The following is a 26,462-nucleotide window of genomic DNA, read 5'->3' as shown; positions in this document are numbered from 1 at the left end:
ACGTCTTGTCCGATAAAAGTGATATATCGGACACGTTGAGAGCAGAATAGCATAAATCGAAGACGTCTTGTCCGATAAAAGTGATATATCGGACACGTTTAACATTATTAAAAAATCCAGCACTATGATAATCTTCATAGTGCTGGATTTTTTTATAATACGTCCTGAAATTCAGGTGTTTTATCAAATACACTTTTAGCGAATGGGCATAATGGGATAATCTTTTTGTTGTTTTGACGTGCGTATTTAACCGCAGCTTCTACCATCATCTTACCTGCACCTTGTCCACGTAGTTCATCGTTAACTTCAGTATGATCGATAATAATCTTATCTTCTCCAGTCGGCACATAAGTCATTTGCGCTTTAGGGCTTGATACATCACCGATATAAAATAAATTTTCTTTATGATTTACAGTCATCATAATAATAACACTCCTCCTAATAAATTCTGTTTAGATTAAGTATAAATGTATTAGCCGGTTTAATAAAGAATTAAGCATATATTAATTGAATTGATAATGGTAAAAGTATACAATAATACTTAAATTGGGAGGTTGGCTGATGATAGATAAATGGTGGGCGAAGGATGAATGGTTAACATTGATTTTTATGATTAGTTATATGGCTATGAAGGACTGGTTACCAAAAATGTGGGCAGAACGTATTCTTCTCATTGTACTTGCTTTCGTTATGCTCTATTTCGTTGTTAAACTTGCTGTCTATATTATAAATGAGTATCGTCATACAGAAATTACGAATATTAATTATTTCATCAATAAAGAAACTGATTATTTCATCGTCTGGTTAATACCGGTGTTATTTAAACTCGCTACATTCTACTTAGTTTATGTCGTGATGATGATTGAATGGGGTAACCTCTGGAATTATATTATGGTCTTCGGCGGCATTGTTCTGGTTCTTGTTATGTTTGATGAATACTTCGAACGTCATAGTGAGGTGCGTGAGTTATTAAATGAAAAGGGATAAGTTGATTGCATGGTTAAATGAAAATAAAATTATTATTATCATGAATATATTATTAATTATTCATTTAACTTATAATAATAATTTTTCAAAAATATTATATATTATTGTTGTTTCAATTTTGATTTTCCTCAGAGCAGTACAATTCAATAAATATTTTAAGCACAATATGAAAAAACTTCGAAATGACACGAGCATTAATTATGATGAAGAACAATTAAGAAAAGATGGTCGCTATTTTTATGTTTTTACATATCTTTCATATCTATTTTGTTTAATATTATTTATATGTTTTCTATTTCTGGAGCAATACACATTACTCATCTTTATATTTGCTGTCATTATCATCATAATTGGTGTATTAATCGATAATAGATTTGAAAAGAGATCGAATTTAAGAGAAATACTCGCAGAAAAGGACAAAGCATAATGGATGCTTTGTCCTTGTTTTATACATTTTGTATTCATTTCCTATTCATGTGGTTCTAAATGAACGATTGTTTCAATTGCACCATATGCTTCTTTAATATCGTGTTCTATATGTTCAGTAATATCATGACTTTCCGCCACTGTAAGATTTGCATCTACTGTTACAGTAACATCGATAAATGTCATGACACCGTGATTTCTTCCTTTAATATCTTCAACGGATAATACATCCTCAACATTTAATACGATTTTCTTCATCTCATCAAGTGTTTCTGCATCAAAGCCGTCTGTTAATGTAATAGCTGTTTCAAAGAATATTTCAATTGCTGTTTTCATGATTAGCAAGCCAACTACGATTGCTGCGACTGTATCTAAGAAGGGCAGTCCCATAAATACGCCGACAATACCTACAAATGTTCCAAGTGATACAAGCGCATCGGACAGGTTATCAGCAGCGGCTGCTTTTAATGCACTGGAATCTACTTTCTTCGCTAAATTCCGATTGTAGAAATAGACGAGTAGCATCGCTAACGCTGATAATATCGCTACTACTGCTGTTTCAATGGATGGCGTTGAAAAGTCTTGATTGATATAGTGTCGAATGCCCTGAAGGATTACCTGAACGCTGACTGCAAACATAATGAATGCAGCAATGAGTGAACCGATATATTCAGAGCGATAGTGACCATAGTTGTGATTATCATCTGCTGGCTTCATACTAATTGCAAGTCCGATAAGCAGAGCAACTGATGATACAACGTCAGTCGCGTTATTTAACCCATCGGCAACAAGCGCTTGTGAGCCATTCATATAACCGAATAACAATTTTATCGTAGTAAGCAATACATACATTATAATACTGACTTTTGCACCTTGCTGAGCTTTTGCGAGTTGATCTTTTACCTGCACTTTTTTCATCCTCTCAAATCATGTCTTATTATTATCAAACAAATGTGAAGAAATATCTAGTGAATTGCCGTGAATCATATGAAAAATAATATGCTTGTAATAGTAATTACAAATAAGTTTTTTATTCATAAAAATTCATAATTATAAAAATTATATTTTACATTCAAAAATAAATATTTTATAATTATTTGTAATAGTCGGAAAATTCAGTTGTTGAGGAGGATATTATGAAAATCAAAGGGAACATGACAGTCAGGATTATTATTGCGTTAATTGCTGGTATTGCTATAGGTTCATTCTTTAATTTATATCAGGATGCAAGCTGGGTAAAGTGGATTAATCAATATGTCTTTAATGTAATCGGTCAAATATTCTTAAATCTTATCTTTATGCTTGTTGTACCAGTCGTATTTGTTTCTATTGTACTAGGTGTTCTTGGTGTAGGAGATCCTAAACATTTAGGTTCTATCGGCTTAAAGACAATTTCATTCTTTTTAGTAACGACTGCATTAGCTATCACCCTTGCAATGTCACTTGCTTTAGTATTTAAACCAGGTGAAGGTAAAAGTGATTTGTTAAACAGTGATGAAGTAAAAACGTATGCTGAAGAGCAGAAGAAAAAAGCTGCTGAGGCAGAAGCAGAAGGGTCGCCAGCCAACCAGACTTTTGATCAGACATTGATCAATTTAATTCCGAAAAACCCTGTACTTGCGATGAGTGAAACAAACATGCTGCAAGTGATTACGTTTGCGATATTTATTGGTATCGGAATGATTGCATTACGCGAAAAAGTTTCAGCAGTAAAATTACTGTTTGAGCAGACAAATGAAATACTGATGTTTATCGTAACAGCAATTATGCAGTATTTCGCACCACTAGGAACATTTGGTTTAGTTGCAACAGCATTTACGAATGCAGGGTTTGGTGCTATTAAACAGCTTGCAATGTATTTCTTCGTTGTGTTATTAGGTCTATTTTTACATATGATTCTAGTATATGGTGGTGCAGTCAGTTTCTTAGCACGCAGAAATCCTATCTGGTTCTTTAAAGGTTTCGCACCGGCAATGACGGTTGGATTTAGTTCATCAAGTTCAAATGCGACATTACCGATTTCTTTAGAATGTGCACAAGATAATTTAGAAGTACGTAAAGAAATATCATCTTTTGTACAACCTTTAGGTGCGACGATTAATATGGATGGTACAGCGATTATGCAAGGTGTTGCAACAATCTTTATCTCTCAAATTTCAGGTGTAGATTTAACGCTTGGTCAGATGGTGACAGTCGTTGTCATAGCAGTCGTAGCATCTATCGGTACTGCAGGGGTGCCAGGTGCTGGTCTTGTAATGCTTGCAATGGTTCTGACATCGGTCGGATTAAATCCTGCTGCAATCGGAATTATTTTAGGGATAGATAGACTGCTCGATATGACGCGCACAGCTGTTAATATTTCTGGAGATGCTGCTTGTGCAGTTGTAATTTCTGAACAGGAAAAGCGTTATTTAGCAAAAAAAGGTATGAAAGTTGCATAATTGTGACATTAAAAAAATAATTTTAAAAAAAGAGGAAACTTTTAAGGGTTTCCTCTTTTAATTTTTTGTAAATTATATTAAGATGGTAAAGTCACTTTAAATGAATGTGTATTTTTTCAACTTATATTTTAAGAGCATTTACTGACATAAATTTATATTTAGAGAGAAAGGTCGTATAGAAAATGGATAAACAGCAATTCACAGATTTACTTCAAACGAAATTCAAAATGGTGCGTATCGAAGCGGGATACACACAAGATACTATGGCTCAGACAATCGGCTTATCAAAGAAAACGTTAGTTCAAATTGAGAAAGAACGTGTATTACCGAACTGGACAACATGCGTTTCATTATGTGCATTATTCAGAGATTCAGAAGTATTACAAAATACTTTAGGTGGAGATCCACTTGAAGTGATTCAAGTGATTTCACGTGGTGCATGTGCATACCCGGATCAGGATAACAAAAATGAATTATGGTGGACTACGATTGAATCTGATCATGACATCGTTTTACAACAAAACAAAATTTCTAATCTTTATCGTGTATTAGATGGTTCAACACAACCATTATATGGATCAAATAAAGCACGTGAAGCTGAAATGTTCTTTAATAAGAAGAAAAACGAAAATTTAGTAAGTTTATAATATACTAAACAAACGCTTATCCAGCGTTTGTTTTTTTTATATAGAGGTATTAAACTAATAAGTATTAAAAATAAAGAGGTGGCATATTGAACGCAGTATTAATCGTATTATTTATGGGACTCATCGGTGCACTTATCGGTGGATTTACAAATTATATCGCAATAAAGATGTTATTTAGACCATTTGAACCTAAATTTTTATTTGGTAAACAATTACCGTTTACACCTGGACTCATTCCGAAACGCCGTAACGAACTGTCAGTTAAGATGGGAGAGATGGTAACAGAACATTTACTCACACCAGAAATCTTTAAAGAAAAGTTGATGACCCCGCAAACAGAAGGGGTTATTAAAAACTTTATCGTACGTCAAATTCAGACGTTAAAGACAGGACGATATTCAGTCGACGACTTTGCTAAACGTTTTAATATAGATGTAAGTGCGCTTGGCAATGAGAAATTACGTTATCAACTTTCTCAAGTCATCGATCATGCAGTTTTAACGCACAAAGATGAACCGATAGCAAATTTATTACCAGTTGATTTACGTGGAAAGATAGATACACAAGTTGAAAGTCTGCCACCAATGATCATGCAAAAATTACGTGACTATGTAAATTCTGCAAAAGGTTATGATGATATGATGCAAATGATCGATCGTTTCTTTATGGAAAAAGGTCGCGTTGTTAGCATGATTCAAATGTTTATGACGAAAGAGATGATTGCAGATCGCGTCATCAAAGAATTTAATGCATTAAGCAGAGAAGAAAAGTTAAATAATATCATCGCTACTGAAGTGAATCGTGAGTATCACCAGTTGTTAGCAAAACAACCGTCTGACTTTATCAGTCATCAGGAAATAGACACGATTAAAGAAAATTTAATCGCGCAAATCATTGCTCAAGTCGACTTAAAACGCTATACCTCTACACCACTCGTCATACTTGCACCAAAGGCTTTTGAATATATGGAAGGTGAAGGTAGCGATAGATTTGTACATTATGCAATCTCTAAAACATCAGATAATATTGCAGAAATTTTAGAGAAAGTACATATCGCTGAAATCGTCAAACAACAGATTGATAACTTCGAATTATCTTTTTTAGAGCGACTCGTTATTGAAATATCAAACAAGGAATTAAAGATGATTACATTTTTAGGCTTCTTACTCGGAGGCATTATCGGTTTAGTACAAGGTGTAATCGCTCTCTTTGTATAATGACCGCCGTTTATGGTATATTTATTACGAACAATTAAATTATGTGTAAATTCAAAGGAGAATGATTATGTCAGTTAATATTTATGATGAAGCAAACCGTTTAGAAAGTGCATTACGTCAAAGTGACGAATACAATGCGATTAAAGAACACTATTCTGCAGTAAACAATAACCCTGAATCAAAGAAAATCTTTGATGATTTCAGAAAGATTCAGTTAAATTTACAGGAAAAACAAATGTCTGGTCAGGAAATTACTGAAGACGATTTAAATGCAGCACAGTCAACTGCTGAATTAATCGAAAAAGACGAAAACATTTCTAAATTAATGGAAGCAGAACAAAAAATGAGCTTCATGATTCAGGAAATTAATCGTGTTATCATGAAACCTTTAGAAGAATTATATGGCGTACAAACTGAAGATACGCCTGAAGCTTAATTGCTAAAATTTAAGCTTTCAAGTACAATAATTAAATAAATTATCAAATAAACAAAAAGTGATATGCTTTTTGTTTATTTTTTTGTGAGGGATACAATGAAGTTTTATTTAAAGCATGAACAATTTGAATCAATTCAACTCTATATTAAAAATATCATCAATCTGTATTATGAAGAAAGCTACTTATTTGAAGGTGTTGGAGATAATCAGATCAATCTTCTTATTGAGCAAAAAGATGAGACGGTCGTTACGACAACAATGACAATCGAAGATACAACATATACGCAATCTGCAAAAAGAAACGGTGTTACAAAGCGCGATATGAAACAGGCACTTGGTGAGACTTTGATTACGATATTAACTGACCATACAGGCATTGTTCAAAGCTGGGGAACACTGACTGGCATAAGACCGACAAAACTATATCATAAATATTATAGACAAGGACTAACGCATGAAGAAATTACGAAAATATTAGTGCGTGATTATTTAATTTCTCCTGAGAAAATTGACTTGATGAGAGATATCGTACACACACAATTAACTGCTATGCCTGATCTTTATCAGCTTGAACGTGAAGTAAGTATTTATATTGGAATTCCTTTCTGTCCAACTAAATGTGCATACTGTACATTCCCAGCATATGCAATACGTGTATTTAAAGATCAGGTGCCAGAATTTTTAGTAGGATTGATACACGAAATAAAGCATACTGCAGCATGGTTAAAAGATAATGATATTAAAGTGACTTCTATATACTTTGGTGGTGGTACGCCGACGTCGATTGAACGGAAAGATCTATCGTTACTACTTGAGACAGTATACGCATCGTTTGACATGACGCATGTACGTGAAGTTACAGTGGAAACAGGACGTCCTGATACGATTGATATAGAAACACTGAATGTACTTAATCATTATGATATCGACCGCATTAGTATTAACCCACAAAGCTTTACAGACGCTACTTTAAAAGCAATTGGGCGACATCATAGTGTACAGGAAACGATTGATAAGTTTCATCTATCACGCGCACATCATATGAACAATATTAATATGGACTTAATTATCGGATTACCAAATGAAACACGCGTTGAAGTGGAAAACTCATTGCACGAGACGAAAAGATTAAATCCAGAGTCATTAACGGTACATACGTTAAGCTTTAAAACAGCGAGTGAGATGACACGTAATAAAGCAAAGTATCCGGTAGCGCCAAGAGATGAAATCATTCATATGATGAACATGACAAGGCAATTTGCTATAGAAAATGATTATATTCCGTATTATTTATATCGTCAGAAAAACATACTTGGAAATCTTGAGAACATAGGTTATTCTAAACAAGGTGAAGCTTCTTTATATAATATTTTGATCATGGAAGAAGTACAAAGTATTATTGGACTCGGTTGTGGTGCATCAAGCAAGCTCATCGATCCTGTTACCGGTAAGATTGAAAACTTTTTAAATCCAAAAGACCCAAAATCATATAACAATAGTTATGAAAGTTATACTGACAAAAAGATTGAAAAATTAACGCAATGTTACACAAGCATCTAATGTGAAATCACTTTAGGTGCTTTTTTTCGACTTGTCTAACAATTTTATATAATTTAATGTAAAATATGATGTAACAAGAAAAGTGAGGTACTGTTTATGGTAAAATTTATCCACTGTTCAGACTTATTACTAGACGAGCCATTTGAATTGAAAAGTAACTTGCCGGAACATATTATGCAGGATGTATACCGAGCAACCTTTGAAAGTTTCAAAAATTTAGTTGATGATGCGATAGAGATGAAAGTTGATTTTATACTCATTAGTGGGAATTTATATTCGAGTAAAAATAGAAATATTAGAGCGGATAAATTTATTGAACAGCAATTTGAACGATTAAATAAAGCACATATTTTCGTGTATTACATTGCTGGTACTGAAGATAGTTTATCCCAAAAGACATATACAAAGTATCCGAATAATGTAGTTATATTCTCTGAAGATGTACAGTCATACGAACTGATTACGCATAATGGACAAAGAGTATTTATTCATGGCTTTAGTTATAAAGAACAAACAACATATGAAAATAAATTAGACAGTTATCCAGTGAATGAAGTGGATCAATCCATTCATATCGGAATGCTGCATGGCATACATCATAAGATTAAAGGCTTCAATGCCACAGAGTTTAGAATAGAAGATTTAAACGAAAAATTATATCATTACTGGGCATTAGGACATTTACCATATAAGAAACGACTTAATGATCTGCCTGAAATCCATTATCCTGGCAAGATGCAAGGCACACACTTCTCTGATACCGGTCGAAAAGGATATCTTTTTGTTGAAGGTGATCATACAACACTTGACGTTAAATTTATACCGACAGAACATATCCGTTTTGAACGTGTAACGTTAACATTAAATGAAATCGGCAAACATGCCATTTATCAGGATATTACTGATTTTAAGAACAGTATAAGAAGTTCAGGGAAAAGTATGTATCAGTTAAAGCTTGTCAATCCCTTTGAAACATTAATTGATAGCCATTTAATACAGAGCATTCTCAAGCAGGTACAAATGTATGAATCAAATGAATCACAATTTGTCTGGATTGATGATATCGAGCTTGAGCAGACATTTGAAGTACATACGCTAGCCAGTGAATTTAATACAGAACATTTAGAGAATGAAATGCTATTCAACCAGGCACGTGTACCGATACAGCGATCAAGTGTTGAACGTTACGCAGATGATATAAGTTTTGATGTGCATCAAATGTTACTTAATCACGGAGAGTCAAGATTAAAGTTAATGATGAGGGATGAATCATGAAGATAAGGTCACTTGAAATATATGGATACGGTAGATTAGAACATCGAAAATTTGATATTCATTCAGACTTTGTTCAGATTTATGGTGAGAATGAAACTGGAAAATCAACGATGCAGGCGTTCATCCATGCTTTATTATTTGGTTTTCCTAAAGACGGAGAATATGAACCGAGACTTGAGCCGAGATTTTCACCACAGTACGGAGGTAAGATGACGCTTGAATTACAATCAGGGGAGATAGTAACGATCGAACGCAATTATGTACATCAAAAAGAAGAAGCGATAATATTGCTTGATGGCAAACAAAAAGATGTGCATTGGTTAAATCAGTTATTAAACCATATTTCAAAAGAAACGTATAAAAATATTTTTTCGTTCGATGTATTAGGATTACAGGAAGTGCATCGAAAACTGACTGAAGATAAATTACAGGCGTACCTTTTGCAAGCCGGAGCATTTGGCAGTACGGAGTTTACGCAAATGACAGAACATATCAAACAAGAAAAATCACGATTATTAAATGATGACGTTTCGGGTGAAATAAATAAAGCAACTGAAGCATTACAAGTTCTGGAGTCTCAAATTCGTCAAAAAGATCTTCTGTTTGAAACGTATGATACATTACTATCTGAACAAGATAAATTAACACGTGAGTCTGCTGAATATAAGACACACCTTAAAGAACTTAATCAAGTATTACAACGTAAACAACGTGAAATCGCGTTTCACGATCAAGCGAAGGAATGGAAAGCACTCGAACACAAGTTGAATATCACACCACCAACTTTCCCTGAGCAGGGGATTGATCGATTTGAAGCACTCAAAAAACAGCAACATCAAGTTAATCGAGATTTACAACTACGTCAGGAAAGACTCAACCAGCTCACAGTAGAAAACAGCACGATACAATTGCTGGAGAATACGGTAATAGAACAATCGAATGACTTGCTGAAACAAGAACAGTCATATCGGAACTATCAGTCAGATCTTTCTCACCATTCAAAGATGATCGATCAGCTGACAAACGAACAGGCAACTTTGATGAAAGATATTGGCTGGGAGGAGTATCATCTCGTAGATGCAGGTCCATCAGTAAATGAACAAGCAAGTTTAACAATCAATCAACTCGAAAAAGATTCACTAGAAAAGTCACAGATAGATCGAGAGATTAATTTTGTTAAAGATACGATTGCAAAAAAAGAGCAGGCGCTTCATGATCTGGAACATGTAAAGGTGCATGATGAACGTTTCGAAAAATCTTTACAACTTGAAAAGAGTAAGACAGATTTAATAGATAAAACAAAGCTTTACGATACAATGAAAGAAGAAGCAGCCACTTTTGAAGCGAGACAGTTAAAACAATATAAACTTCAGCAAGGTAGTCTGTTGTTGATGATGTTATTGTTTATCGGTGGGGCAATCTATTCATTTCTCATACCGCAATATATCTTGCTAAGCGTATTTTGTGTGTTAGCTGTAATTACAATCGTCATGTTAATGATGAACAAAAAACCAGATTTACATTTCAATCAATCTTTAGCGCAGGAAGTTACGGATCTTAATCATAAAGTAAAAGATTTGCAGGATAACTTCGATTTATCCTTTGATCTGGAAGAACAACGCTTAATCAGACAGCGTATGAGTGAAGGTAAGCGTGAAATAGCTCGCGAAAAAAATAGATACCATCAGTTAAATCACAGTTTACAAGATATTAATAAGCGTATTGAACAATCGACTTCAACTTTACAAAATATAAGAGTAAAACTGAATTTACCGGAAGATTATCTGGTAACTCGACTTACACTCGCCATCAAGCAAATTAATAAGATCAATGCATTGGCAATAGAATTAGAAACGTTGAATAGTAAACATAAAGTTACCGAGCAACATATATTACAATTTAACGAAACATTTAATCGCTTCAGACAAACAGTACCGGTTGATTTGAATATCGACAGCTTATTTCATGATTTAAAGACGATGCAGACGAAAGATGAGAAGAATAAGTTTCAGTTTAACAAAAATAATGATCAAATAGCACTGTTAAATAAAGAGATAGCAATCATGCAGGAACAATTATTACAGTTCAATAAGGAACTCAAAACGCTTTTTGATGAAGCTAAAGTAAGCAATGAACCAGAATATTATGCACAGGAAAAAATATTTAACGATTATCATCGTGATTTAGCTCAGTTTGATAAATTAAGTCGCTCACTTACCGATCAAGGCTTCTCATATGATGATAATACGGCATTAAGTTATGTTACGACAATTGACTTAGTAGCACAACAAAATGCTATTGAAGCACATATTGAACAGTTAAAGCGAGACTTAGCGCAAGTGAATGAAAGATTAACAGTAATACACGAGCAGATGGAAACAATTGAGAGTGATGATAGTTTATCCCGTCTAAAATATGAATTACAGATTAAGAAAAATCAATTAAATACATTGATATATGATTTTACGGCGGTCAATTACATTGAAACATTGATTGACGCACATATTGAAGCTGTTAAAGAAAAAAGACTGCCATATGTTATCAGTGATGCAACTGAGATATTTAAGTATTTGACTGAGGATAGATATATACAAGTGCTGTATAAAGATCAACATCTTGTTGTCAAAGCGAGCGATGGTCAAGTTTACCATCCAACAGAATTATCGCAATCAACGAAAGAAATACTCTATATTGCATTGCGACTAAGCTTGATCCAGTCGCTTAATAAATATTATCCGTTCCCGATTATTATTGATGATGCTTTTGTGCATTTTGATAGAACGAGACGTGAGCGTATATTAGAATATATGATGAAGTTAAAATCTAACCAAATTATTTATTACACTTGTAATAGATCAACTGTGGTTACAAATAAAAATACCATTACACTGGAGAGAATAAATAAGGAGGTTAAAAAATGAGAACCATTGAAACATTAAAACCGGGTGCTTCTGTAGATAACTACTTTTTAATTCACAAAGCAATTCAAGGCGTAACAGGGCAAGGGAAGCCTTATTTAACGTTATACCTTAAAGATAAAAGTGGAGATCTGGAAGCGAAAGTATGGACTGTTACTGAAGACGATATAAAAGTACTCACACCTGAAACTTTAGTAAGAATTAAAGGTGATGTCATTGATTATCGTGGCAGAATACAGATGAAGGTCAATCAGTTTAAAGTAGCGACACCTGAAGATGGTGTGAAGCTTGAGCACTTTTTAGAATCAGCACCACTTGGTGAAGATGATATGATGAATGAGCTGATGGACTATCTGCTAGAAATTGAGAATGCGAAGTTACAACGTGTAACGCGTTTATTATTAAAGAAATACCAAAATGAATTTATGACATTCCCGGCTGCGAGTAGCAACCATCATAACTTCGTTTCAGGATTGTTATATCACGTGCTGACGATGTTAAAGCAGGCGAAAGCATTATGTGATATTTATCCATCACTTAATAAGAGTTTATTATATTCAGGTATTATTCTGCACGATCTGGGTAAGGTTAAAGAATTGTCCGGTCCAGTCGCAACAAGTTATACGGTTGAGGGAAATCTATTAGGCCACATTTCAATTATGAGTGATGAAGTTGCGAGTGTTGCGCGTGAACATAATATTGATGGAGAAGAAATTATGTTGCTTCGTCATTTAATCTTAAGTCATCATGGTAAATATGAATATGGTTCACCGAAATTGCCGATGGTTAAAGAAGCGGAGATATTAAACTTTATTGATAATATTGATGCACGTATGCAGATGTTTGATAAGCATATGAAAAAAGTAGAGAAGGGTAATTTCTCAGAACGCATTTTCGCACTTGAGAACAGACAATTTTATAAACCGATCAATCTGGACTAATATGCTCTAGAAAAATAAAATCCCATGATATCAATAAGGAATTATTGATATCATGGGATTTTTAGTATCAAAAAAACATCCCTATCCAAGATAGAGATGTTCTTCAAATTACTGACTTACTTCTGGTGCTTGTGCTGTTAAAATTTGCTCATCAACGATTTTCTTAATGTCTTTATCTTTGTAATCGACATCGTAGTCTTTAAGCAGCTTTTTGTATGCATCAACCATTAATTTAGGATCTTTTTGAATTTTAGTTTGACGTACTTTTTCTTTTAGACTATTTTTTTGGCTATCGAAATCATCTTGTTTATCCGCTAAGATAATGTGGTAACCAAAGTCAGTTTTTACTAAACCAGAAAGTTCGCCTTCTTTTAATTTAAATAATGCTTTTTCAAACGGTTCAACTGTTTGTCCTTTAACAACATAGCCTAATGAGCCGCCGTTTGCTTTAGAACCTGTATCACCAGATTCTTTTTTAGCGATTTTAGCGAAGTCAGCTTTGTTTTTCTTAACTTGTGCTAAGATCTTTTCAGCTTTTGCTTTCGCAGCTTTATCACTTAAACCATCTTTATTCGAATCAGATTTCACTTGAATTAAGATGTGAGATGCTTTCTTTGCATTTTCTTTTACATCTGCATCCGTTACTTTTACTGTATCTTCTAATAATTTTTTACGGTATTCATCATTCACGCGTGTATCTTTATATTGTTCAACAGTCATTCCTGGTTGTTGCTGTTGTAGAATTTGCAGGAACTGCTTCTCGCCACCGTATTTTTTAATTTCTTCGTCTACAGATTTCTTAATCTTATCCGCGTCTACTTTTTTACCATATTTATCTTTTAAAATATCGCCAATTAAAATTTGGAATGCTGTGTTAGCTACTTCAGTTTTGCCCATCTCTTTAATCACGTTTGATGTAGTAACATCGCCAGCTTTAGAAGATATTAAAGTTTCACCATTATTGCCACATGCAGATAATCCTAAAACAGATAGAGATAATGCTGCAGGTAGCATTACTTTTTTAAGTTTCGTCATACATATTCTCCTTTTTACTTACAAATTTCTGTTCTAATATATCACAAAGCAATATTAGATTACAATTTATCTAATATTGCACTCATGATAATTCGTTGAAAGTTCATGTTTTGTCAGTATTTCAAAACCATATTTACGTTCTTCGATGTAAGAGCCTTTCGGTGTATTGATAATATATTTTAAGTATATAAAATCAATAAATGACATCCCGACGTTAATAGAAAATATAAATAGAAAGTAGTGAGCAAATTGTAGCAATACCACTGCGCAATATAACGTGATGAAAGTTATTATGACAAACGGCAGCATCAGTGAAATCCCAAATTTTATTTTGTGAATCGGATGATTGATTCTTATATTAAATAACGGAAAAAATTTAGATTTATTTGTTTTTTGTAAGATCATTGATTTCATATCATTCATAAAAGGTATCATATGACAAAATTTATGAAAGGGGTATAGCAATAAGCATGCTGCTATAAAAAGAAAAAAGTACTGATCAGAGAAATGTTTACCAAAAACACTTGAGAATAATTCAAAACTTACAATAAAAACTAAGATTGAAGTAAGTGCTGAAATAAGCAATATGCGCTGTAAGCCATATGTTGCTCGAAAGTTAAAGTTTTTATTACATAAGTACATGGCAATTCTCCTATCGGTCAATTTACCTAGCAATTATGCATTATCAGTTTCGTTCTCGTCAAGTAAAACTTTTAATAGGTCATTATGACTTTTATCAAGGTGCTTTATAAAGTCGTCACCGTAGATTTGCGCTACGATATATTTTAATTCAGTGAAAGATGGAAGGTCATGCATAATGTCATTATATTTATTTGCTGCATCGTAAATACGATCATCCGTTTCTTTATAACCATGATATGTTTCATACAGTAGTTCTTTCCCTTTTTCTGTCAATTCAAGATACGTGTTACGTTTATCAAATTCACTTTTAGGCATCGTTAAATAGCCGCGTTTTTCAAGGTTTTTCGCAAAGTTAAACACAGTTGAAACATGCATCACACCATACTGGCTTACTTGTGAGATTGTTGCTTTCTCAAGATTTCTAATAATAATCAGTATATGATGTTCATTAATATTTAAATCATATGGTTTAATCCAATTTTGCCAGTCTTTTTCCACGGTTTTCCATAAAGCTTTACTCAACTGAGATACTTTATGTGTAAAAAGCATTTTTTCAATTACATCTTTTTCACGCTTCATAACGCTGCCATCCTTTCACTTGTATATTAAAATTATATTATTGCTATAGTTAAATTAAAAAAAGTATGATGATAACATCATACTTTACTATAGAATAATAATATTTTACCATAATACATTTGTGAAACAAGGTATTTTTCTGAATTTTTAAAAATATAAATAGCAGATAATATCAATTCAATTTATATTTTTATTTTTTAGATAAAGTATCCATAATTTCAGTTTTACGATTATTTAAATTATCGATATTGCCTTTTAAATTCTCAATATTTGGCTGAATATCAGATTTATAATGTGCAATCATATCTTTAATTTCTTCTGTCATCGTTTTCATTACTTCTTGTGAAGCATCTTTTGTTTTGAAGACAGCATCTTTTACTTCATTTGCTTCAATCTTTAACTGATTCACCTGAGCTTTAGTATCATATGCTGTTGATTTAAAGTTTTGTTGTAATTCTTTACCGGACTTCGGAGCATTTAATATTGATGTTGCTGCACCTGCTGCGATTCCTACACCAAATCCTAATAATATACGTGAAAATTTCATAAATTGATCCTCCTCAATTTGCTTGTACTAGTCTATACCCATAATTTAAAATAACATGCTTATTTTATCGCATTGCTGATTGCATCTTTTAATTCATGCATTGCTGTTTCATCGAATGCATCCGCATGTGTTTCCCACTTGTAACCGAAACCATCGATATCATCTTCATAACGTGGAATGATATGGAAATGGATGTGAAATACAGATTGATCAGCGAAAGCACGGTTATTTTGAATAATGTTGATTCCTGCTGGACTAAATGCAGCATCAACTGCTTTCGCAACTTTTTGTACAGATTGAATGACTTTTGCTAAATCTTCAGGGTCTACTGATAAGATATCTTCAGCTGCATTTTTAGGGATAACAAGTGTATGACCTTTTGATACTTGTGAAATATCTAAAAAAGCATATGTATACGCATCTTCATAAACTTTATATGAAGGAATGTCACCTTTTAATATTTTTCCGAAAACTGTTTCACACATTGAAAACGCCTCCTTATATAATTTGCTATTTTGTTTATTATAATGTAATTATTGAAATTATTCATTCAATCACAATTCGTTATGAGAAATAATTATTATTTGATACAATAAATTTAAATTAAGACGAACGGAGAATGCATGTGACAGTTAAAGTGAGTAATTTAACAGGGGGATATGGTAATCAGCCTGTTATTCATAATATAGATTTTGAATTAGCGCAAGGTCAGATTATCGGACTTATCGGATTAAATGGTGCCGGTAAAAGTACGACGATTAAGAATATGTTAGGGTTGCTACGTCCGTTAGAAGGTGATATTGAAATTAATGGCTATAAACTCTCTAGCGACCCATTTAAATATCGCTCAGAACTATCGTATATTCCGGAATCACCTGTATTATATGATGAATTAACATTAGAAGAACATATCGATATGACTGCGATGGCTTATAATATTGATGCAGAGGTAGCGATGGAACGCGCGATGCCGATATTAAAGATCTTTCGTTTAGAAGATAAACTGAAACAATTTCCTGCTCATTTCTCGAAAGGGATGAAACAGAAAGTAATGATTATTTGTGCATTTATCCCGGAACCATCACTTCATATAATTGATGAACCCTTTTTAGGACTAGATCCTTTAGGGATACAATCGATGCTTGACCTTATGGTGAAAGCTAGAGAAGCGGGCCGTACTGTATTGATGAGTACACATATTTTAACGACGGCAGAACGTTATTGTGACTCATTTTTACTGATGCACCATGGTAAATTAATCGGTAAAGGTACGCTTAATGATTTAAGAATGCAGTTTAATATGCCAAATGCCACACTGGATGAAATTTATATTTATGCAACAGGTGATGCGCATGAATAAGGCAGTTCAACTTTTTAATCAAAGGCGCGAGAAGAACCAAAAAGAGATAGCTTATTATAGTAAGTTTATCTTTAACGGTCATTTTGTCGTGTTCTTATCAATTGCTTTTGGTGCATTGATGTTACAGTATTCACAAATGGTGAAACACTTATCACCTCACATCAATTATCATCTAATTATTGCAGTAGCACTTGCTGTATTGACCATTACGAATATCAGAACATTCATCAGACCGGCAGATCAGATTTTTTTACTGAATTTTGAACTGCATATGGATGCTTATTTTAAATCAGCGATGATAAGAAGTGCTTTGATTCGAATTGTTATTTTTGTCATTGTAGCAGCTTTATTTATACCGCTTTATTTTAATGCAGCAGATTCCTCGATGATAGGATATATTTGTGCTGTTATTTTAGGGATTGTAATGATAGTCATAGGTATCTGGATCCGTTTTTTAATGATGAAGTTAGATATAGAGCAACATTTAATCAGTCTACTGATCTTTTTGATGGCGTTGTCGGGTATTTATACTTCGCTTGAAGGTTTACCGTTTACAATCATTCCGATTATATTTTTTGGGATTGGTCTTGTTTATCTGCTTAATAAGCACACACAGCAACGTACAGTAAACTGGCATGCAATGATTGATTATGAAGAACGATTGACACATCAACAAAATAAGACGATTAATATGTTTACAGATGTAAAAGGTATGAAAGATACCGTTAAACGCCGTCGTGTACTTGATGTCTTATTACCTAAGCATAAATCAAAGTACAATCAGCAACATATGTTTGAGTTTTTATTTATAAGAAATTTTCTGCGCAGTAGTGATGCATTATGGATTATCATTCGATTAATCTTAATTGCAGCTGTAGTGATGTGGATTGTGAATCAAGAGATCATTGCAATGATTATCGGCGCATTTTTAGTGTATGCGATCGTCTTACAGACATCGCAATTTTATAAACAACAGGCATTTCAGTTGTGGCCACAAGTTTGGCCGGTGCCGGAAAGTTTAGTGTTAACTGGTTTCAAACAGTTTATGCGTAAACTCGTATGGCTTACAACAATTATCATTGCGGTCATCTATATGATATTATATCCGGCGCATTTGTATTATGCCGCTGTCTTTTTCCTGCTAATGCTATGGACGATGCGTAATGTAACAGAAAAAATTGAAAAACGTATGAATTTATTAAAGGATTGAGACATGTGTCTCAATCCTTTTTTTAATCTTCTGCTTCTGTTAACCCTTCAGGTTTTTCAACATATAAATATTTTGAATAATAGATATTAGCCAGTATATCTTCTGATTGATACATAGACAATGCTTCTTTACTGAAGTTTTCTCTGAAGAAGCTGCTCTTTCTAAAGTCATCTATCTGACTCTTTCTATCAAACTGGAAAGTCGCAACATATGTTTCACCACGTTTAGGGCGTAATAGACGGAAAGCCTGATATCCGTCGTAATCGCTTAGTTTTTCTAATGGTAATGGTTTAGTATCAAAGACTTCCTGACGCGCTTCTTTCACAATAAAATATAATAATAAAGTCGGTTTCTCAAGAAGTTTACCATCGTTATTAACGTTCGTGAATGACTGAGGTGCACTAAAAACTGATTTATCATCTGTTTCTTCATATAAATAAGCGTTATCTTCATTATAGAAAGATAATATTTGTCGTTTTGAATATTTCTTTTTTATTTTATCCAGGAAAAAGCTCGAACCATAAGTTATATAAGTATACATCGTTATCATCCTCTCTTTATTTATGTATACCCAAAATACAAGATTTATGTCAGTTTAATGACATTAGTTTTTTATGATACTTTATAATAATTGTTATGATAAAATCAGACTATATACGAAAAAATTGGGGGAAGTTTGTTTGAATTCATTTAACGATACGATTTTAAAAGCAGCAAGAGGGGAAAAAGCAGCCCATACACCGGTATGGTTTATGCGTCAGGCAGGAAGAAGTCAGCCTGAATACAGAAAGATTAAAGAAACACATAGTTTATTTGAAATTACACATGATCCAGAACTTTGTGCATATGTAACAAAGTTACCGGTTGATCAATATAACACGGATGCAGCAATTCTTTATAAAGATATTATGTCTCCGCTTGGTGCAATTGGTGTTGAAGTAGAGATTAAATCTGGTATTGGACCGGTTATCGATAACCCGATCCGTACGATCCAGGATGTATCTCGTTTAGGTGAGATTCATCCGGAAAAAGATGTACCTTACATTTTAGATACGATCAAGTTATTAACACAAGAACAGTTGAATGTTCCATTAATCGGATTTACTGGTGCTCCGTTTACTTTAGCGAGTTATATGATTGAAGGTGGGCCATCTAAGAACTACAACAAAACAAAAGCGATGATGTATGAGCAACCTGAAGCATGGCATATGCTGATGGAGAAACTAGCTGATATGTGTATTACATATACGCACGCACAAATCGATGCTGGTTGTAAGATGATTCAAGTATTTGATTCATGGGTTGGTGCATTAAATAAAGCAGACTATCATCAGTTTATAGCACCACATATGACAAGAATTTTCGCTGGGATAAAAGAAAAACAAGTACCAGTCATTACTTTTGGTGTCGGTGCAAGTCACTTGATCGAAGAGTGGAATGCTTTACCTGTCGATGTATTAGGATTAGACTGGCGACTGCAAATAGAAGAAGCACGTGCTAAAGGCATTACAAAGACGTTAATGGGCAACCTCGATCCTGCGATCTTACTTGCTCCATGGGAAGTCATAGAGAGCCACTTAGTTCGTATATTAGATCAGGGATTACAGTCAGACAGTTATATCTTTAATTTAGGGCATGGTGTATTCCCAGAAGTTCAACCGGACACTTTACGTCGTGTAAGTGCTTTTGTACATGATTATTCAGCAAAATATAAAGCTTTAAATTTGGGGGAAGTATGAATGACTAAAAAGGGATTACTCGTTATGGCTTATGGTACGCCATATAAAGAAGAGGATATTGAACCATACTATACGCATATTAGACATGGTAGAAAACCATCTGAAGAAAGTTTACAGGATTTAAAAGATCGTTATAAAGCAATCGGTGGGATTTCGCCGCTTGCAGGGACGACAGAACGCCAGGCAGAAGCTTTAGTGAAAGCATTAAATGAAGCTACAGGTGATGACTATCAATTATATATCGGTCTAAAGCATATTGCACCTTTTATTGAAGATGCAGTGGAAGCAATGCATAATGATGGCATTACTGAAGCGGTAACAATTGTCTTAGCACCACATTATTCTAACTTCTCAGTAGGAAGTTACAATAAACGTGCCGCAGAAGAAGCGGACAAATATGGTATTCAACTTAAACATGTTGAATCATTCTATAATCAGGATAAATTTATTGATTTCTGGACAGATCGAGTGAACAGCACACTAGCTACAATTCCAGAGTCTGAGTGGGAAAAGACAGTGTTGATCGTCAGTGCGCATAGTCTACCGGAGAAAATTAAAGCAGCAGGCGATCCTTATCCAGATCAATTAGAAGATACTGCAACAATGATTATGGACAATTCTAAAATTTTAAACGTTGAAACTGGATGGCAGTCAGAAGGTAATACACCAGATCCATGGCTAGGACCTGATGTACAGGATTTAACACGTAAATTACACGCAGAAGAGCAATATGAACATTTTATCTATACACCAGTTGGATTTGTCTGCGAACATTTAGAAGTATTATATGATAATGACTACGAGTGCAAAGTTGTGTGTGACGATTTAAATGTAAAATATTATCGCCCTGCGATGCCTAATACGGATGAACGTTTTATCGGTGCGATGGTGGATGAAATTCAAAGTGTATTAAATCAATAGAAATGAGTGTTTAACATGGCAAAGAAATGTGCAGTAATCGGCGCAGGTATTACAGGATTATCAGCAGCATACTATCTGCAAAAAGAAGATTCATCGATTGAGATTGATATATTAGAGGCGAGTGACGTACCAGGTGGTAAGATAAAAACTTACCAAAAAGACGGGTATACGATAGAATTAGGTCCAGAATCATATCTCGGACGTAAAAAGATTATGACAGAACTTGCTGAAGCAATTGGTTTAAAAGATGACATAGTAATAAATAATACCGGAAAATCATATATTTATGTCAAAAATAAACTTTATCCGATACCTGGTGGTTCAATATTAGGTATTCCGACTGAGATGAAACCATTTTTAACAACACGTCTTATTTCACCAATCGGAAAATTGCGTGCAGGAATGGATTACTTGATTCAACCAAAACCGATGGAACCGGATGTTTCAGTCGGTGCTTTTTTCAGACGACGCTTAGGCAATGAAACTTTAGAAAACTTAATAGAACCATTGTTATCAGGGATATATGGTGCTGATATTGATAAGTTAAGTTTAAAATCTACATTTCCGGACTTTAAAGCAACTGAAGAAAAGCACGGTGGTCTTATAAAAGGAATGCGTGCTAATAAGAAGAAAGCACCTAAAAGTAAAGGACCAGTTCAAGGACAATTTAGACAATTTAAAAATGGCTTAATGAGTTTTATAGAGGCGCTCGTAAAAGACTTAGAACAAAAAGGTATCTCTATTAAATATAATCATAAAGTTGATGGTATTGAGAAATTAGATAAAGGCTATCAGATTACTGTAAATGGAGAGAAAGTATACTATGACAAAGTCATCATTACGGTTCCTCATACAGTATTTCGCAACTGGCTTAATGATGGACCATTAAACTATTTCGACTATATGGAGACGACAAGTGTGGCTACCGTTGTAATGGCTTTTGATGACAGTCAGGTGAATAATAAAGAAAATGGGACAGGATTCGTCATCGCTAAAAACTCTGATACCGTCATCACTGCGTGTACGTGGACAGACAAGAAATGGTCTCATACAACACCACCAGGTAAGACACTGTTACGTGCGTATGTTGGTCGTCCTGGCAGCAATGTGGTTAAAGAGAATGACGATGCAGCGATTGTGAAACTTGCGCGCAATGATTTAGATAAAATGATGGAAATTAAAGGTGAACCTGAATTTACAATTGTGACGAAATTATTTAACAGTATGCCACAATACGAAGTAGGCCATATTGATCGCATTCGCGCGATTCAGCATTATATTAAGACACAGTATCCGGGTTTAGTGATTACCGGAGCATCTTTTGAAGCTGTAGGACTGCCAGACTGCGTCGCACAAGGACAACGCGCTGCAATACAAATCGCACATGAATAATCAAAACATTGTCTAAAATAAATCAACAGCATTATAATGAAATACAGACACACTTTAGGAGGATGTTATGAAATTTATTCATAATAATAATATAACGGATCCTTCATTGAATTTAGCAATGGAAGAATACGTATTGAAACATTTACCGAAAGATGATTCCTATTTCTTATTCTATGTTAATGAACCATCAATCATTATCGGAAAGAATCAAAATACATTTGCCGAAATTAATCAATCTTATGTTGATGAACAAAATATTCATGTTGTTCGTCGTATTTCTGGTGGTGGAGCAGTTTATCATGATTTAGGTAATTTAAATTTTAGCTTCGTAACAAAAGCTGATGAAGACAGTTTCCATAACTTTAAGAAATTTACGATGCCAATCGTAGAGGCACTTAATAAATTAGGTGTCAAAGCTGAGATGACAGGACGTAATGATCTTCAGGTTGGCGAACGTAAAATTTCAGGTAATGCGATGTTTCAATCAGGAGATCGCATGTTCTCGCACGGCACACTGATGTTAAACAGTGATATTGAAGAAGTCGTGAAGAGTTTAACCGTAAGTGAGAAGAAACTCATAACAAAAGGTATAAAATCTATTCGTTCTCGTGTAGCAAATATTCAGGAATTTCTTGAAGCGCCAATGTCGATGGAAGATTTTAAACAGACATTACTGAATTCAATATTCGATGGTGAGATTGAAGAATATCAGCTTCAGGAAGAAGACTGGAAGAAGATAGAAGAAACCAGTAACCAGAAATATCGTAACTATGACTGGAATTACGGAAAAAATCCAAAATATAACTATGAAGTCAAACAGAAATTTCCTGGTGGCATGTTAGAACTTAAGATTAATGTCATAAAAGGTATGATTGATGATATTAAAATATTCGGTGATTTCTTCGGTGTAGGTGAAGTTACTGAAATCGAACAGAAACTTAAAGGATTACCACATAATCAAAAGGCTGTGAAGGCAGTGCTAGATACAGTAGACTTTGGACATTACTTCGGTAGAGTAACGGAAGAAGAATTTTTAAGTTTAGTTGCAAAATAAAAAAAGACAAATTTTTAGCGCCAATCCTTAAAATTAATTTTTGAGGTATTGGCGCTTTATTTTATCGTATTCAATTTAAATTTCCTCCAGAGCTTTCAATTCACTCGTATACTCTAGAAATGCTTCCTGGTTATGATTTAATAAAGACAAATCAATCTTTTCTTTTAATAATTTCTTTTGGTGGCTTTTAACAGCTTCGTCAATGATAAGCTCGATATATAAATTATTAAGATTAGATACAAAAGTTTCAAGACCATTTAATTGTGTTTGTTGATTATAGTTCATAAGTGTTACCTCCTAAAATGTATTAAAACGAGTATATTATATAATATTCTAAATTGCAATAGTATTCAGAAAATTATATTAATTAACATTTGTTCGTTTTGATTAATAATATATAACCATATTTTTAACTTTGTAAACATATCTTTTTCTAATGTAAACTATGTTAAAAATTTAAGAAAGTTAACAAATGTTAATTGGAATTGTGTATAATATTATCAATATATTGACAAAGGAGAAAGTTGATATGGAGAAATATATTGTTAATGAAAAGACGATGTATATTAAGGCGTATAGAGATGGTAGAAGTGTACTTTCTGAAATTGGTGAATACGGAAGAGAAACATTTATATTTAAAAAGAAGCCATTACATATCATTGAAGACTCATTATTCTTTTATCATGCTTCATATAAAGCGAGAAAAATATCTACGAAGATGATTGCAGAAATTTATACAAAACCACCGATTATCGTACAGCCTGGTACACAAACATATTTCTTTCCGACGCACAGTGATAGAAGTAACGATATGGCCTGGATCAATGTTCACTATGTAAATCGATTTCACGCAGGTGAATATTATGATACTGTTGTAGAATTTGATGATCAGTCACAAGTATCTTTTCCGGTGACAACGTATACTTTTAATACACAGTATTTGCATGGGATTAAGCTGGAATATTGTGTAAGAGCAAAGGCGTTAAAGCAGGAAATGTATACGCAGGAAGCAGTGCATTTTGACAAATGCAGGGCAAATCTATTCGAAATGTTAGCAATGTATGCATTATTAGAGAAAAAGGTGTAAATGTTCCATAAAAATATTTACCAAAAGTATTGACCAATTCATTTCAATTGATATAATAGTATTTGTTGATTGAAATTATTCCACAGTAGCTCAGTGGTAGAGCTATCGGCTGTTAACCGATCGGTCGTAGGTTCGAGTCCTACCTGTGGAGCCATGGAGATGTACTCAAGTTGGCTGAAGAGGCGCCCCTGCTAAGGGTGTAGGTCGGGTAACCGGCGCGAGAGTTCGAATCTCTCCATCTCCGTTACAAAACACTTAGTGAATGCTAAGTGTTTTTTTATATGTTCTAAACAAATTATTGAATAATCTGAATTTTTGGATTATAGTAAACTCATTATATTTTTAATATTATGGTCACTCATAGATGTATTAATTTTATCTATAAGAGTATAAATTAATACATAACAAAGTATGTGAATGTTTTAACAAACTTACTTATTCCTGTGATAAAATAATATTAGATAATCAAATGAGGAGGAAGAAAGTATGAAAATAGTTATGGCAGGCGCCGGTGCAATGGGTGGACGTGTTGGTCTTTATTTAACTGAGAGTGGACAAGATGTGGTGATGCTTGATAAATGGCAGGATCATGTTGATGCGATGAACGATAAAGGTGTTACTGTTCATTCTTATGGTGAAACAACAAACCATAAAGTTAAGGCAGTGTTTATGGATGACTACAATGAACCAGCAGATTTGGTGATTTTATTAACAAAAGCATTAACAGCTGAAGAAACGATCGATAATTTAATCAAACAAGGTGTTATTACAAAAGAAACGAAAGTGATGTCACTGATGAATGGTTTAGGTCATGGTGATATGCTGCTGAAGAAATTGTCTGTTGAGCAAGTTATACTGGCTGTAACAATGTGGTCAGCAGGTTTAAAAGGACCTGGTGAATTAATTTTAGAAGGTACTGGTAATATTGAATTTGGATATCCTGATGGACATGTGGATGCTTTCATTGAAAAATTGAAAGTCATTTTAGATGAAGCGAAACTTAATGGTGTTATCAGTAATGATATTGTGACATCAATCTGGAATAAAGCTTTAGTGAACTGCTGCTTTAACACATACTGTTCAGTAACGGATAAACGTATCGGGGAATTTGGTGCATATGAACAAGCAGATGCAATGTTAATCCCATTAGTTAAGGAAATCATTGCAGTAGGGGCAACAAAAGGTGCAAAGCTTGATTTAGATGCAACAATGGAGAAATTCCATAAAATGTACTCACCTGATGTCGTTGGTCTGCATTATCCATCTATGACTCAAGATATTCATAATGGACGTAAGACAGAAGTTGATTTCTTAACTGGTGCTGTCAGTCGCTTTGGAGATGAAGCAGGGATTGAAACACCATATTGTGATATTTTAACGCATTTAGTACATCAAATTGAAAAATAATAGAATGGATTTTGATTTCTGACCAGACATGTATTAACATGTCTGGTTTTATAATGGTTAGTATAAGTTAGATATTCAGCAACAATATTAAAAACACCCTTTTATACAATATTCGGATGCAAACCGCCTCTAAAGATAAAATTTACACTTTTTTAATGTTGCGTTCACAAACTTAAAATGATATATTTTAAAAGTACTCTTTTTACGAGAGACAACATATTATTATCGCGGGATGGAGCAGTCTGGTAGCTCGTCGGGCTCATAACCCGAAGGTCGGTGGTTCAAATCCGCCTCCCGCAATTAAAGTGGTCCCGTGGTGTAGCGGTTAACATGCCTGCCTGTCACGCAGGAGATCGCGGGTTCGATTCCCGTCGGGACCGCCATTTTGGCTCAGTAGCTCAGTCGGTAGAGCAATGGATTGAAAATCCATGTGTCGGCGGTTCGATTCCGTCCTGAGCCATCTTTTTAAATAAATTTGGCGATTGTGGCGAAGTGGTTAACGCATCGGATTGTGGTTCCGACACTCGTGGGTTCGATTCCCATCAGTCGCCCCATTTGTAACGCGGGTGTAGTTTAGTGGTAAAACCTCAGCCTTCCAAGCTGATGTTGTCGGTTCGATTCCGATCACCCGCTCCATTATT

General features: G+C 34.1%; 26 protein-coding genes and 7 tRNA genes. 24 read left to right on the top strand and 9 right to left on the bottom strand.

Features of this window, described 5'->3' with window-relative positions; all coding sequences use genetic code 11:
- Nucleotides 1–152: 152 nt before the first annotated feature.
- A complete protein-coding gene (locus BFS35_RS12000; RefSeq protein ID WP_099576655.1) occupies nt 153–422 on the bottom strand; it encodes a GNAT family N-acetyltransferase in 270 nt (89 codons plus the stop codon).
- A 139-nt stretch (nt 423–561) separates the two neighbouring features.
- On the opposite strand from BFS35_RS12000, the gene BFS35_RS11995 reads away from it, so the two are divergent.
- Nucleotides 562–987, top strand: a complete 426-nt coding sequence (locus BFS35_RS11995) for a hypothetical protein (RefSeq protein ID WP_099576657.1) — start codon at nt 562–564, stop codon at nt 985–987.
- A 468-nt stretch (nt 988–1,455) separates the two neighbouring features.
- On the opposite strand, the gene BFS35_RS11985 is transcribed toward BFS35_RS11995, so the two are convergent.
- Complete coding sequence (locus BFS35_RS11985) at nt 1,456–2,331, bottom strand: cation diffusion facilitator family transporter (RefSeq protein WP_099576663.1); 876 nt, start codon at nt 2,329–2,331, stop codon at nt 1,456–1,458.
- 218 nt (nt 2,332–2,549) lie between these two features.
- On the opposite strand from BFS35_RS11985, the gene BFS35_RS11980 reads away from it, so the two are divergent.
- The 8 genes from BFS35_RS11980 to yhaM all read left to right on the top strand — a co-directional run bounded on the left by BFS35_RS11980 (nt 2,550) and on the right by yhaM (nt 12,848).
- A complete protein-coding gene (locus BFS35_RS11980; RefSeq protein ID WP_099576665.1) occupies nt 2,550–3,854 on the top strand; it encodes a dicarboxylate/amino acid:cation symporter in 1,305 nt (434 codons plus the stop codon).
- Between the two features lie 182 nt (nt 3,855–4,036).
- Nucleotides 4,037–4,501: an XRE family transcriptional regulator XdrA gene (gene xdrA, locus BFS35_RS11975; protein WP_099576668.1), complete on the top strand. Its 465-nt coding sequence runs from the start codon at nt 4,037–4,039 to the stop codon at nt 4,499–4,501.
- A gap of 86 nt (nt 4,502–4,587) precedes the next feature.
- Nucleotides 4,588–5,718, top strand: a complete 1,131-nt coding sequence (locus BFS35_RS11970; protein ID WP_099576671.1) for a DUF445 domain-containing protein — start codon at nt 4,588–4,590, stop codon at nt 5,716–5,718.
- A gap of 67 nt (nt 5,719–5,785) precedes the next feature.
- Complete coding sequence (locus BFS35_RS11965; protein ID WP_099576673.1) at nt 5,786–6,154, top strand: YlbF/YmcA family competence regulator; 369 nt, start codon at nt 5,786–5,788, stop codon at nt 6,152–6,154.
- A 96-nt stretch (nt 6,155–6,250) separates the two neighbouring features.
- The gene (locus BFS35_RS11960) at nt 6,251–7,714 is read left to right on the top strand and encodes a coproporphyrinogen III oxidase (protein ID WP_099576675.1); all 1,464 of its coding nucleotides are present in this window, start codon (nt 6,251–6,253) and stop codon (nt 7,712–7,714) included.
- Between the two features lie 96 nt (nt 7,715–7,810).
- Complete coding sequence (locus tag BFS35_RS11955) at nt 7,811–8,989, top strand: metallophosphoesterase family protein (RefSeq protein ID WP_099576678.1); 1,179 nt, start codon at nt 7,811–7,813, stop codon at nt 8,987–8,989.
- Nucleotides 8,986–11,910: an ATP-binding protein gene (locus tag BFS35_RS11950; protein WP_099576680.1), complete on the top strand. Its 2,925-nt coding sequence runs from the start codon at nt 8,986–8,988 to the stop codon at nt 11,908–11,910. The genes BFS35_RS11955 and BFS35_RS11950 overlap by 4 nt, the downstream gene beginning before the upstream one ends.
- Nucleotides 11,907–12,848, top strand: coding sequence for a 3'-5' exoribonuclease YhaM (yhaM, locus tag BFS35_RS11945; protein ID WP_099576682.1), 942 nt, complete (start codon nt 11,907–11,909; stop codon nt 12,846–12,848). The genes BFS35_RS11950 and yhaM overlap by 4 nt, the downstream gene beginning before the upstream one ends.
- Nucleotides 12,849–12,956: 108 nt before the next feature.
- On the opposite strand, the gene BFS35_RS11940 is transcribed toward yhaM, so the two are convergent.
- From BFS35_RS11940 to BFS35_RS11920, 5 genes are all read right to left on the bottom strand, one after another.
- Nucleotides 12,957–13,883, bottom strand: a complete 927-nt coding sequence (locus BFS35_RS11940; RefSeq protein ID WP_099576684.1) for a peptidylprolyl isomerase — start codon at nt 13,881–13,883, stop codon at nt 12,957–12,959.
- Between the two features lie 66 nt (nt 13,884–13,949).
- Nucleotides 13,950–14,525 carry a DUF3267 domain-containing protein gene (locus BFS35_RS14285; protein WP_099576686.1) on the bottom strand — a complete coding sequence of 192 codons (576 nt, stop codon included), beginning with the start codon at nt 14,523–14,525 and terminating at the stop codon, nt 13,950–13,952.
- Nucleotides 14,526–14,558: 33 nt separating this feature from the next.
- Nucleotides 14,559–15,104 (bottom strand): HTH-type transcriptional regulator Hpr, encoded by a 546-nt coding sequence (locus BFS35_RS11930; RefSeq protein ID WP_099576687.1) that lies wholly within the window; start codon nt 15,102–15,104, stop codon nt 14,559–14,561.
- 190 nt (nt 15,105–15,294) lie between these two features.
- Entirely contained in the window at nt 15,295–15,651 is a 357-nt protein-coding gene (locus tag BFS35_RS11925) for a YtxH domain-containing protein (RefSeq protein ID WP_099576689.1), read from the bottom strand.
- A gap of 59 nt (nt 15,652–15,710) precedes the next feature.
- On the bottom strand, nt 15,711–16,136 hold the full coding sequence (locus BFS35_RS11920) for an HIT family protein (protein ID WP_099576691.1): 426 nt from the start codon (nt 16,134–16,136) through the stop codon (nt 15,711–15,713).
- Between the two features lie 140 nt (nt 16,137–16,276).
- On the opposite strand from BFS35_RS11920, the gene BFS35_RS11915 reads away from it, so the two are divergent.
- Both BFS35_RS11915 and BFS35_RS11910 read left to right on the top strand, forming a co-directional pair.
- The gene (locus BFS35_RS11915) at nt 16,277–17,011 is read left to right on the top strand and encodes an ABC transporter ATP-binding protein (RefSeq protein ID WP_099576781.1); all 735 of its coding nucleotides are present in this window, start codon (nt 16,277–16,279) and stop codon (nt 17,009–17,011) included.
- Nucleotides 17,004–18,221 (top strand): ABC transporter permease, encoded by a 1,218-nt coding sequence (locus BFS35_RS11910; RefSeq protein ID WP_158554315.1) that lies wholly within the window; start codon nt 17,004–17,006, stop codon nt 18,219–18,221. Before BFS35_RS11915 ends, BFS35_RS11910 begins: the two co-directional genes overlap by 8 nt.
- A gap of 22 nt (nt 18,222–18,243) precedes the next feature.
- Here BFS35_RS11910 and BFS35_RS11905 read toward each other — a convergent pair whose 3' ends face one another.
- Nucleotides 18,244–18,762 (bottom strand): hypothetical protein, encoded by a 519-nt coding sequence (locus tag BFS35_RS11905; protein WP_099576696.1) that lies wholly within the window; start codon nt 18,760–18,762, stop codon nt 18,244–18,246.
- A 139-nt stretch (nt 18,763–18,901) separates the two neighbouring features.
- On the opposite strand from BFS35_RS11905, the gene hemE reads away from it, so the two are divergent.
- The 4 genes from hemE to BFS35_RS11885 all read left to right on the top strand — a co-directional run bounded on the left by hemE (nt 18,902) and on the right by BFS35_RS11885 (nt 23,327).
- Nucleotides 18,902–19,960, top strand: coding sequence for a uroporphyrinogen decarboxylase (gene hemE, locus BFS35_RS11900; RefSeq protein WP_099576698.1), 1,059 nt, complete (start codon nt 18,902–18,904; stop codon nt 19,958–19,960).
- Nucleotides 19,961–20,881 (top strand): ferrochelatase, encoded by a 921-nt coding sequence (gene hemH, locus BFS35_RS11895; protein WP_099576700.1) that lies wholly within the window; start codon nt 19,961–19,963, stop codon nt 20,879–20,881.
- A 15-nt stretch (nt 20,882–20,896) separates the two neighbouring features.
- Nucleotides 20,897–22,273, top strand: a complete 1,377-nt coding sequence (hemY, locus tag BFS35_RS11890) for a protoporphyrinogen oxidase (RefSeq protein WP_099576702.1) — start codon at nt 20,897–20,899, stop codon at nt 22,271–22,273.
- Between the two features lie 67 nt (nt 22,274–22,340).
- A complete protein-coding gene (locus tag BFS35_RS11885; protein WP_099576704.1) occupies nt 22,341–23,327 on the top strand; it encodes a lipoate--protein ligase in 987 nt (328 codons plus the stop codon).
- A gap of 75 nt (nt 23,328–23,402) precedes the next feature.
- Here BFS35_RS11885 and BFS35_RS11880 read toward each other — a convergent pair whose 3' ends face one another.
- A complete protein-coding gene (locus tag BFS35_RS11880) occupies nt 23,403–23,612 on the bottom strand; it encodes an IDEAL domain-containing protein (protein ID WP_099576706.1) in 210 nt (69 codons plus the stop codon).
- Between the two features lie 244 nt (nt 23,613–23,856).
- Here BFS35_RS11880 and BFS35_RS11875 point away from each other — a divergent pair, with 244 nt between their 5' ends.
- From BFS35_RS11875 to BFS35_RS11835, 9 genes are all read left to right on the top strand, one after another.
- The gene (locus tag BFS35_RS11875) at nt 23,857–24,414 is read left to right on the top strand and encodes a competence protein ComK (protein WP_158554314.1); all 558 of its coding nucleotides are present in this window, start codon (nt 23,857–23,859) and stop codon (nt 24,412–24,414) included.
- A gap of 79 nt (nt 24,415–24,493) precedes the next feature.
- Nucleotides 24,494–24,568: transfer RNA gene (locus BFS35_RS11870), tRNA-Asn, on the top strand.
- Between the two features lies 1 nt (nt 24,569).
- Nucleotides 24,570–24,658 (top strand) — tRNA-Ser (locus tag BFS35_RS11865).
- A gap of 242 nt (nt 24,659–24,900) precedes the next feature.
- Nucleotides 24,901–25,821, top strand: a complete 921-nt coding sequence (locus tag BFS35_RS11860; protein ID WP_099576710.1) for a ketopantoate reductase family protein — start codon at nt 24,901–24,903, stop codon at nt 25,819–25,821.
- Nucleotides 25,822–26,047: 226 nt separating this feature from the next.
- Nucleotides 26,048–26,121 (top strand) — tRNA-Met (locus BFS35_RS11855).
- Between the two features lie 7 nt (nt 26,122–26,128).
- Nucleotides 26,129–26,204 (top strand) — tRNA-Asp (locus BFS35_RS11850).
- Nucleotides 26,205–26,208: 4 nt separating this feature from the next.
- Nucleotides 26,209–26,281, top strand: a tRNA-Phe gene (locus BFS35_RS11845).
- A gap of 18 nt (nt 26,282–26,299) precedes the next feature.
- Nucleotides 26,300–26,375: transfer RNA gene (locus tag BFS35_RS11840), tRNA-His, on the top strand.
- A gap of 8 nt (nt 26,376–26,383) precedes the next feature.
- Nucleotides 26,384–26,457, top strand: a tRNA-Gly gene (locus BFS35_RS11835).
- Nucleotides 26,458–26,462 lie beyond the last annotated feature (5 nt).

The sequence above is a fragment of the Macrococcoides goetzii genome (assembly GCF_002742385.2).
Taxonomy (GTDB): Bacteria; Bacillota; Bacilli; order Staphylococcales; family Staphylococcaceae; genus Macrococcoides; species Macrococcoides goetzii.
The sequence above is the reverse complement of the archived record's forward strand: the minus strand, read 5'-3'. Positions and strand labels throughout refer to the sequence as shown.

What these genes read in the sequence shown, in the direction of transcription:
- BFS35_RS11965 (WP_099576673.1), top strand. Translation starts at nt 5,786, where the DNA reads ATGTCAGTTAATATTTATGATGAAGCAAACCGTTTAGAAAGTGCATTA.
- yhaM (WP_099576682.1), top strand. Translation starts at nt 11,907, where the DNA reads ATGAGAACCATTGAAACATTAAAACCGGGTGCTTCTGTAGATAACTAC.
- BFS35_RS11910 (WP_158554315.1), top strand. Translation starts at nt 17,004, where the DNA reads ATGAATAAGGCAGTTCAACTTTTTAATCAAAGGCGCGAGAAGAACCAA.
- BFS35_RS11940 (WP_099576684.1), bottom strand. Translation starts at nt 13,883, where the DNA reads ATGACGAAACTTAAAAAAGTAATGCTACCTGCAGCATTATCTCTATCT.
- BFS35_RS11930 (WP_099576687.1), bottom strand. Translation starts at nt 15,104, where the DNA reads ATGAAGCGTGAAAAAGATGTAATTGAAAAAATGCTTTTTACACATAAA.
- BFS35_RS11885 (WP_099576704.1), top strand. Translation starts at nt 22,341, where the DNA reads ATGAAATTTATTCATAATAATAATATAACGGATCCTTCATTGAATTTA.
- BFS35_RS11925 (WP_099576689.1), bottom strand. Translation starts at nt 15,651, where the DNA reads ATGAAATTTTCACGTATATTATTAGGATTTGGTGTAGGAATCGCAGCA.
- xdrA (WP_099576668.1), top strand. Translation starts at nt 4,037, where the DNA reads ATGGATAAACAGCAATTCACAGATTTACTTCAAACGAAATTCAAAATG.
- BFS35_RS11920 (WP_099576691.1), bottom strand. Translation starts at nt 16,136, where the DNA reads ATGTGTGAAACAGTTTTCGGAAAAATATTAAAAGGTGACATTCCTTCA.
- hemY (WP_099576702.1), top strand. Translation starts at nt 20,897, where the DNA reads ATGGCAAAGAAATGTGCAGTAATCGGCGCAGGTATTACAGGATTATCA.
- BFS35_RS14285 (WP_099576686.1), bottom strand. Translation starts at nt 14,525, where the DNA reads ATGTACTTATGTAATAAAAACTTTAACTTTCGAGCAACATATGGCTTA.
- BFS35_RS11950 (WP_099576680.1), top strand. Translation starts at nt 8,986, where the DNA reads ATGAAGATAAGGTCACTTGAAATATATGGATACGGTAGATTAGAACAT.
- BFS35_RS11955 (WP_099576678.1), top strand. Translation starts at nt 7,811, where the DNA reads ATGGTAAAATTTATCCACTGTTCAGACTTATTACTAGACGAGCCATTT.
- hemH (WP_099576700.1), top strand. Translation starts at nt 19,961, where the DNA reads ATGACTAAAAAGGGATTACTCGTTATGGCTTATGGTACGCCATATAAA.
- BFS35_RS11860 (WP_099576710.1), top strand. Translation starts at nt 24,901, where the DNA reads ATGAAAATAGTTATGGCAGGCGCCGGTGCAATGGGTGGACGTGTTGGT.
- BFS35_RS11905 (WP_099576696.1), bottom strand. Translation starts at nt 18,762, where the DNA reads ATGTATACTTATATAACTTATGGTTCGAGCTTTTTCCTGGATAAAATA.
- BFS35_RS11960 (WP_099576675.1), top strand. Translation starts at nt 6,251, where the DNA reads ATGAAGTTTTATTTAAAGCATGAACAATTTGAATCAATTCAACTCTAT.
- BFS35_RS11880 (WP_099576706.1), bottom strand. Translation starts at nt 23,612, where the DNA reads ATGAACTATAATCAACAAACACAATTAAATGGTCTTGAAACTTTTGTA.
- BFS35_RS11985 (WP_099576663.1), bottom strand. Translation starts at nt 2,331, where the DNA reads ATGAAAAAAGTGCAGGTAAAAGATCAACTCGCAAAAGCTCAGCAAGGT.
- BFS35_RS11980 (WP_099576665.1), top strand. Translation starts at nt 2,550, where the DNA reads ATGAAAATCAAAGGGAACATGACAGTCAGGATTATTATTGCGTTAATT.
- BFS35_RS12000 (WP_099576655.1), bottom strand. Translation starts at nt 422, where the DNA reads ATGATGACTGTAAATCATAAAGAAAATTTATTTTATATCGGTGATGTA.
- BFS35_RS11875 (WP_158554314.1), top strand. Translation starts at nt 23,857, where the DNA reads ATGGAGAAATATATTGTTAATGAAAAGACGATGTATATTAAGGCGTAT.
- BFS35_RS11995 (WP_099576657.1), top strand. Translation starts at nt 562, where the DNA reads ATGATAGATAAATGGTGGGCGAAGGATGAATGGTTAACATTGATTTTT.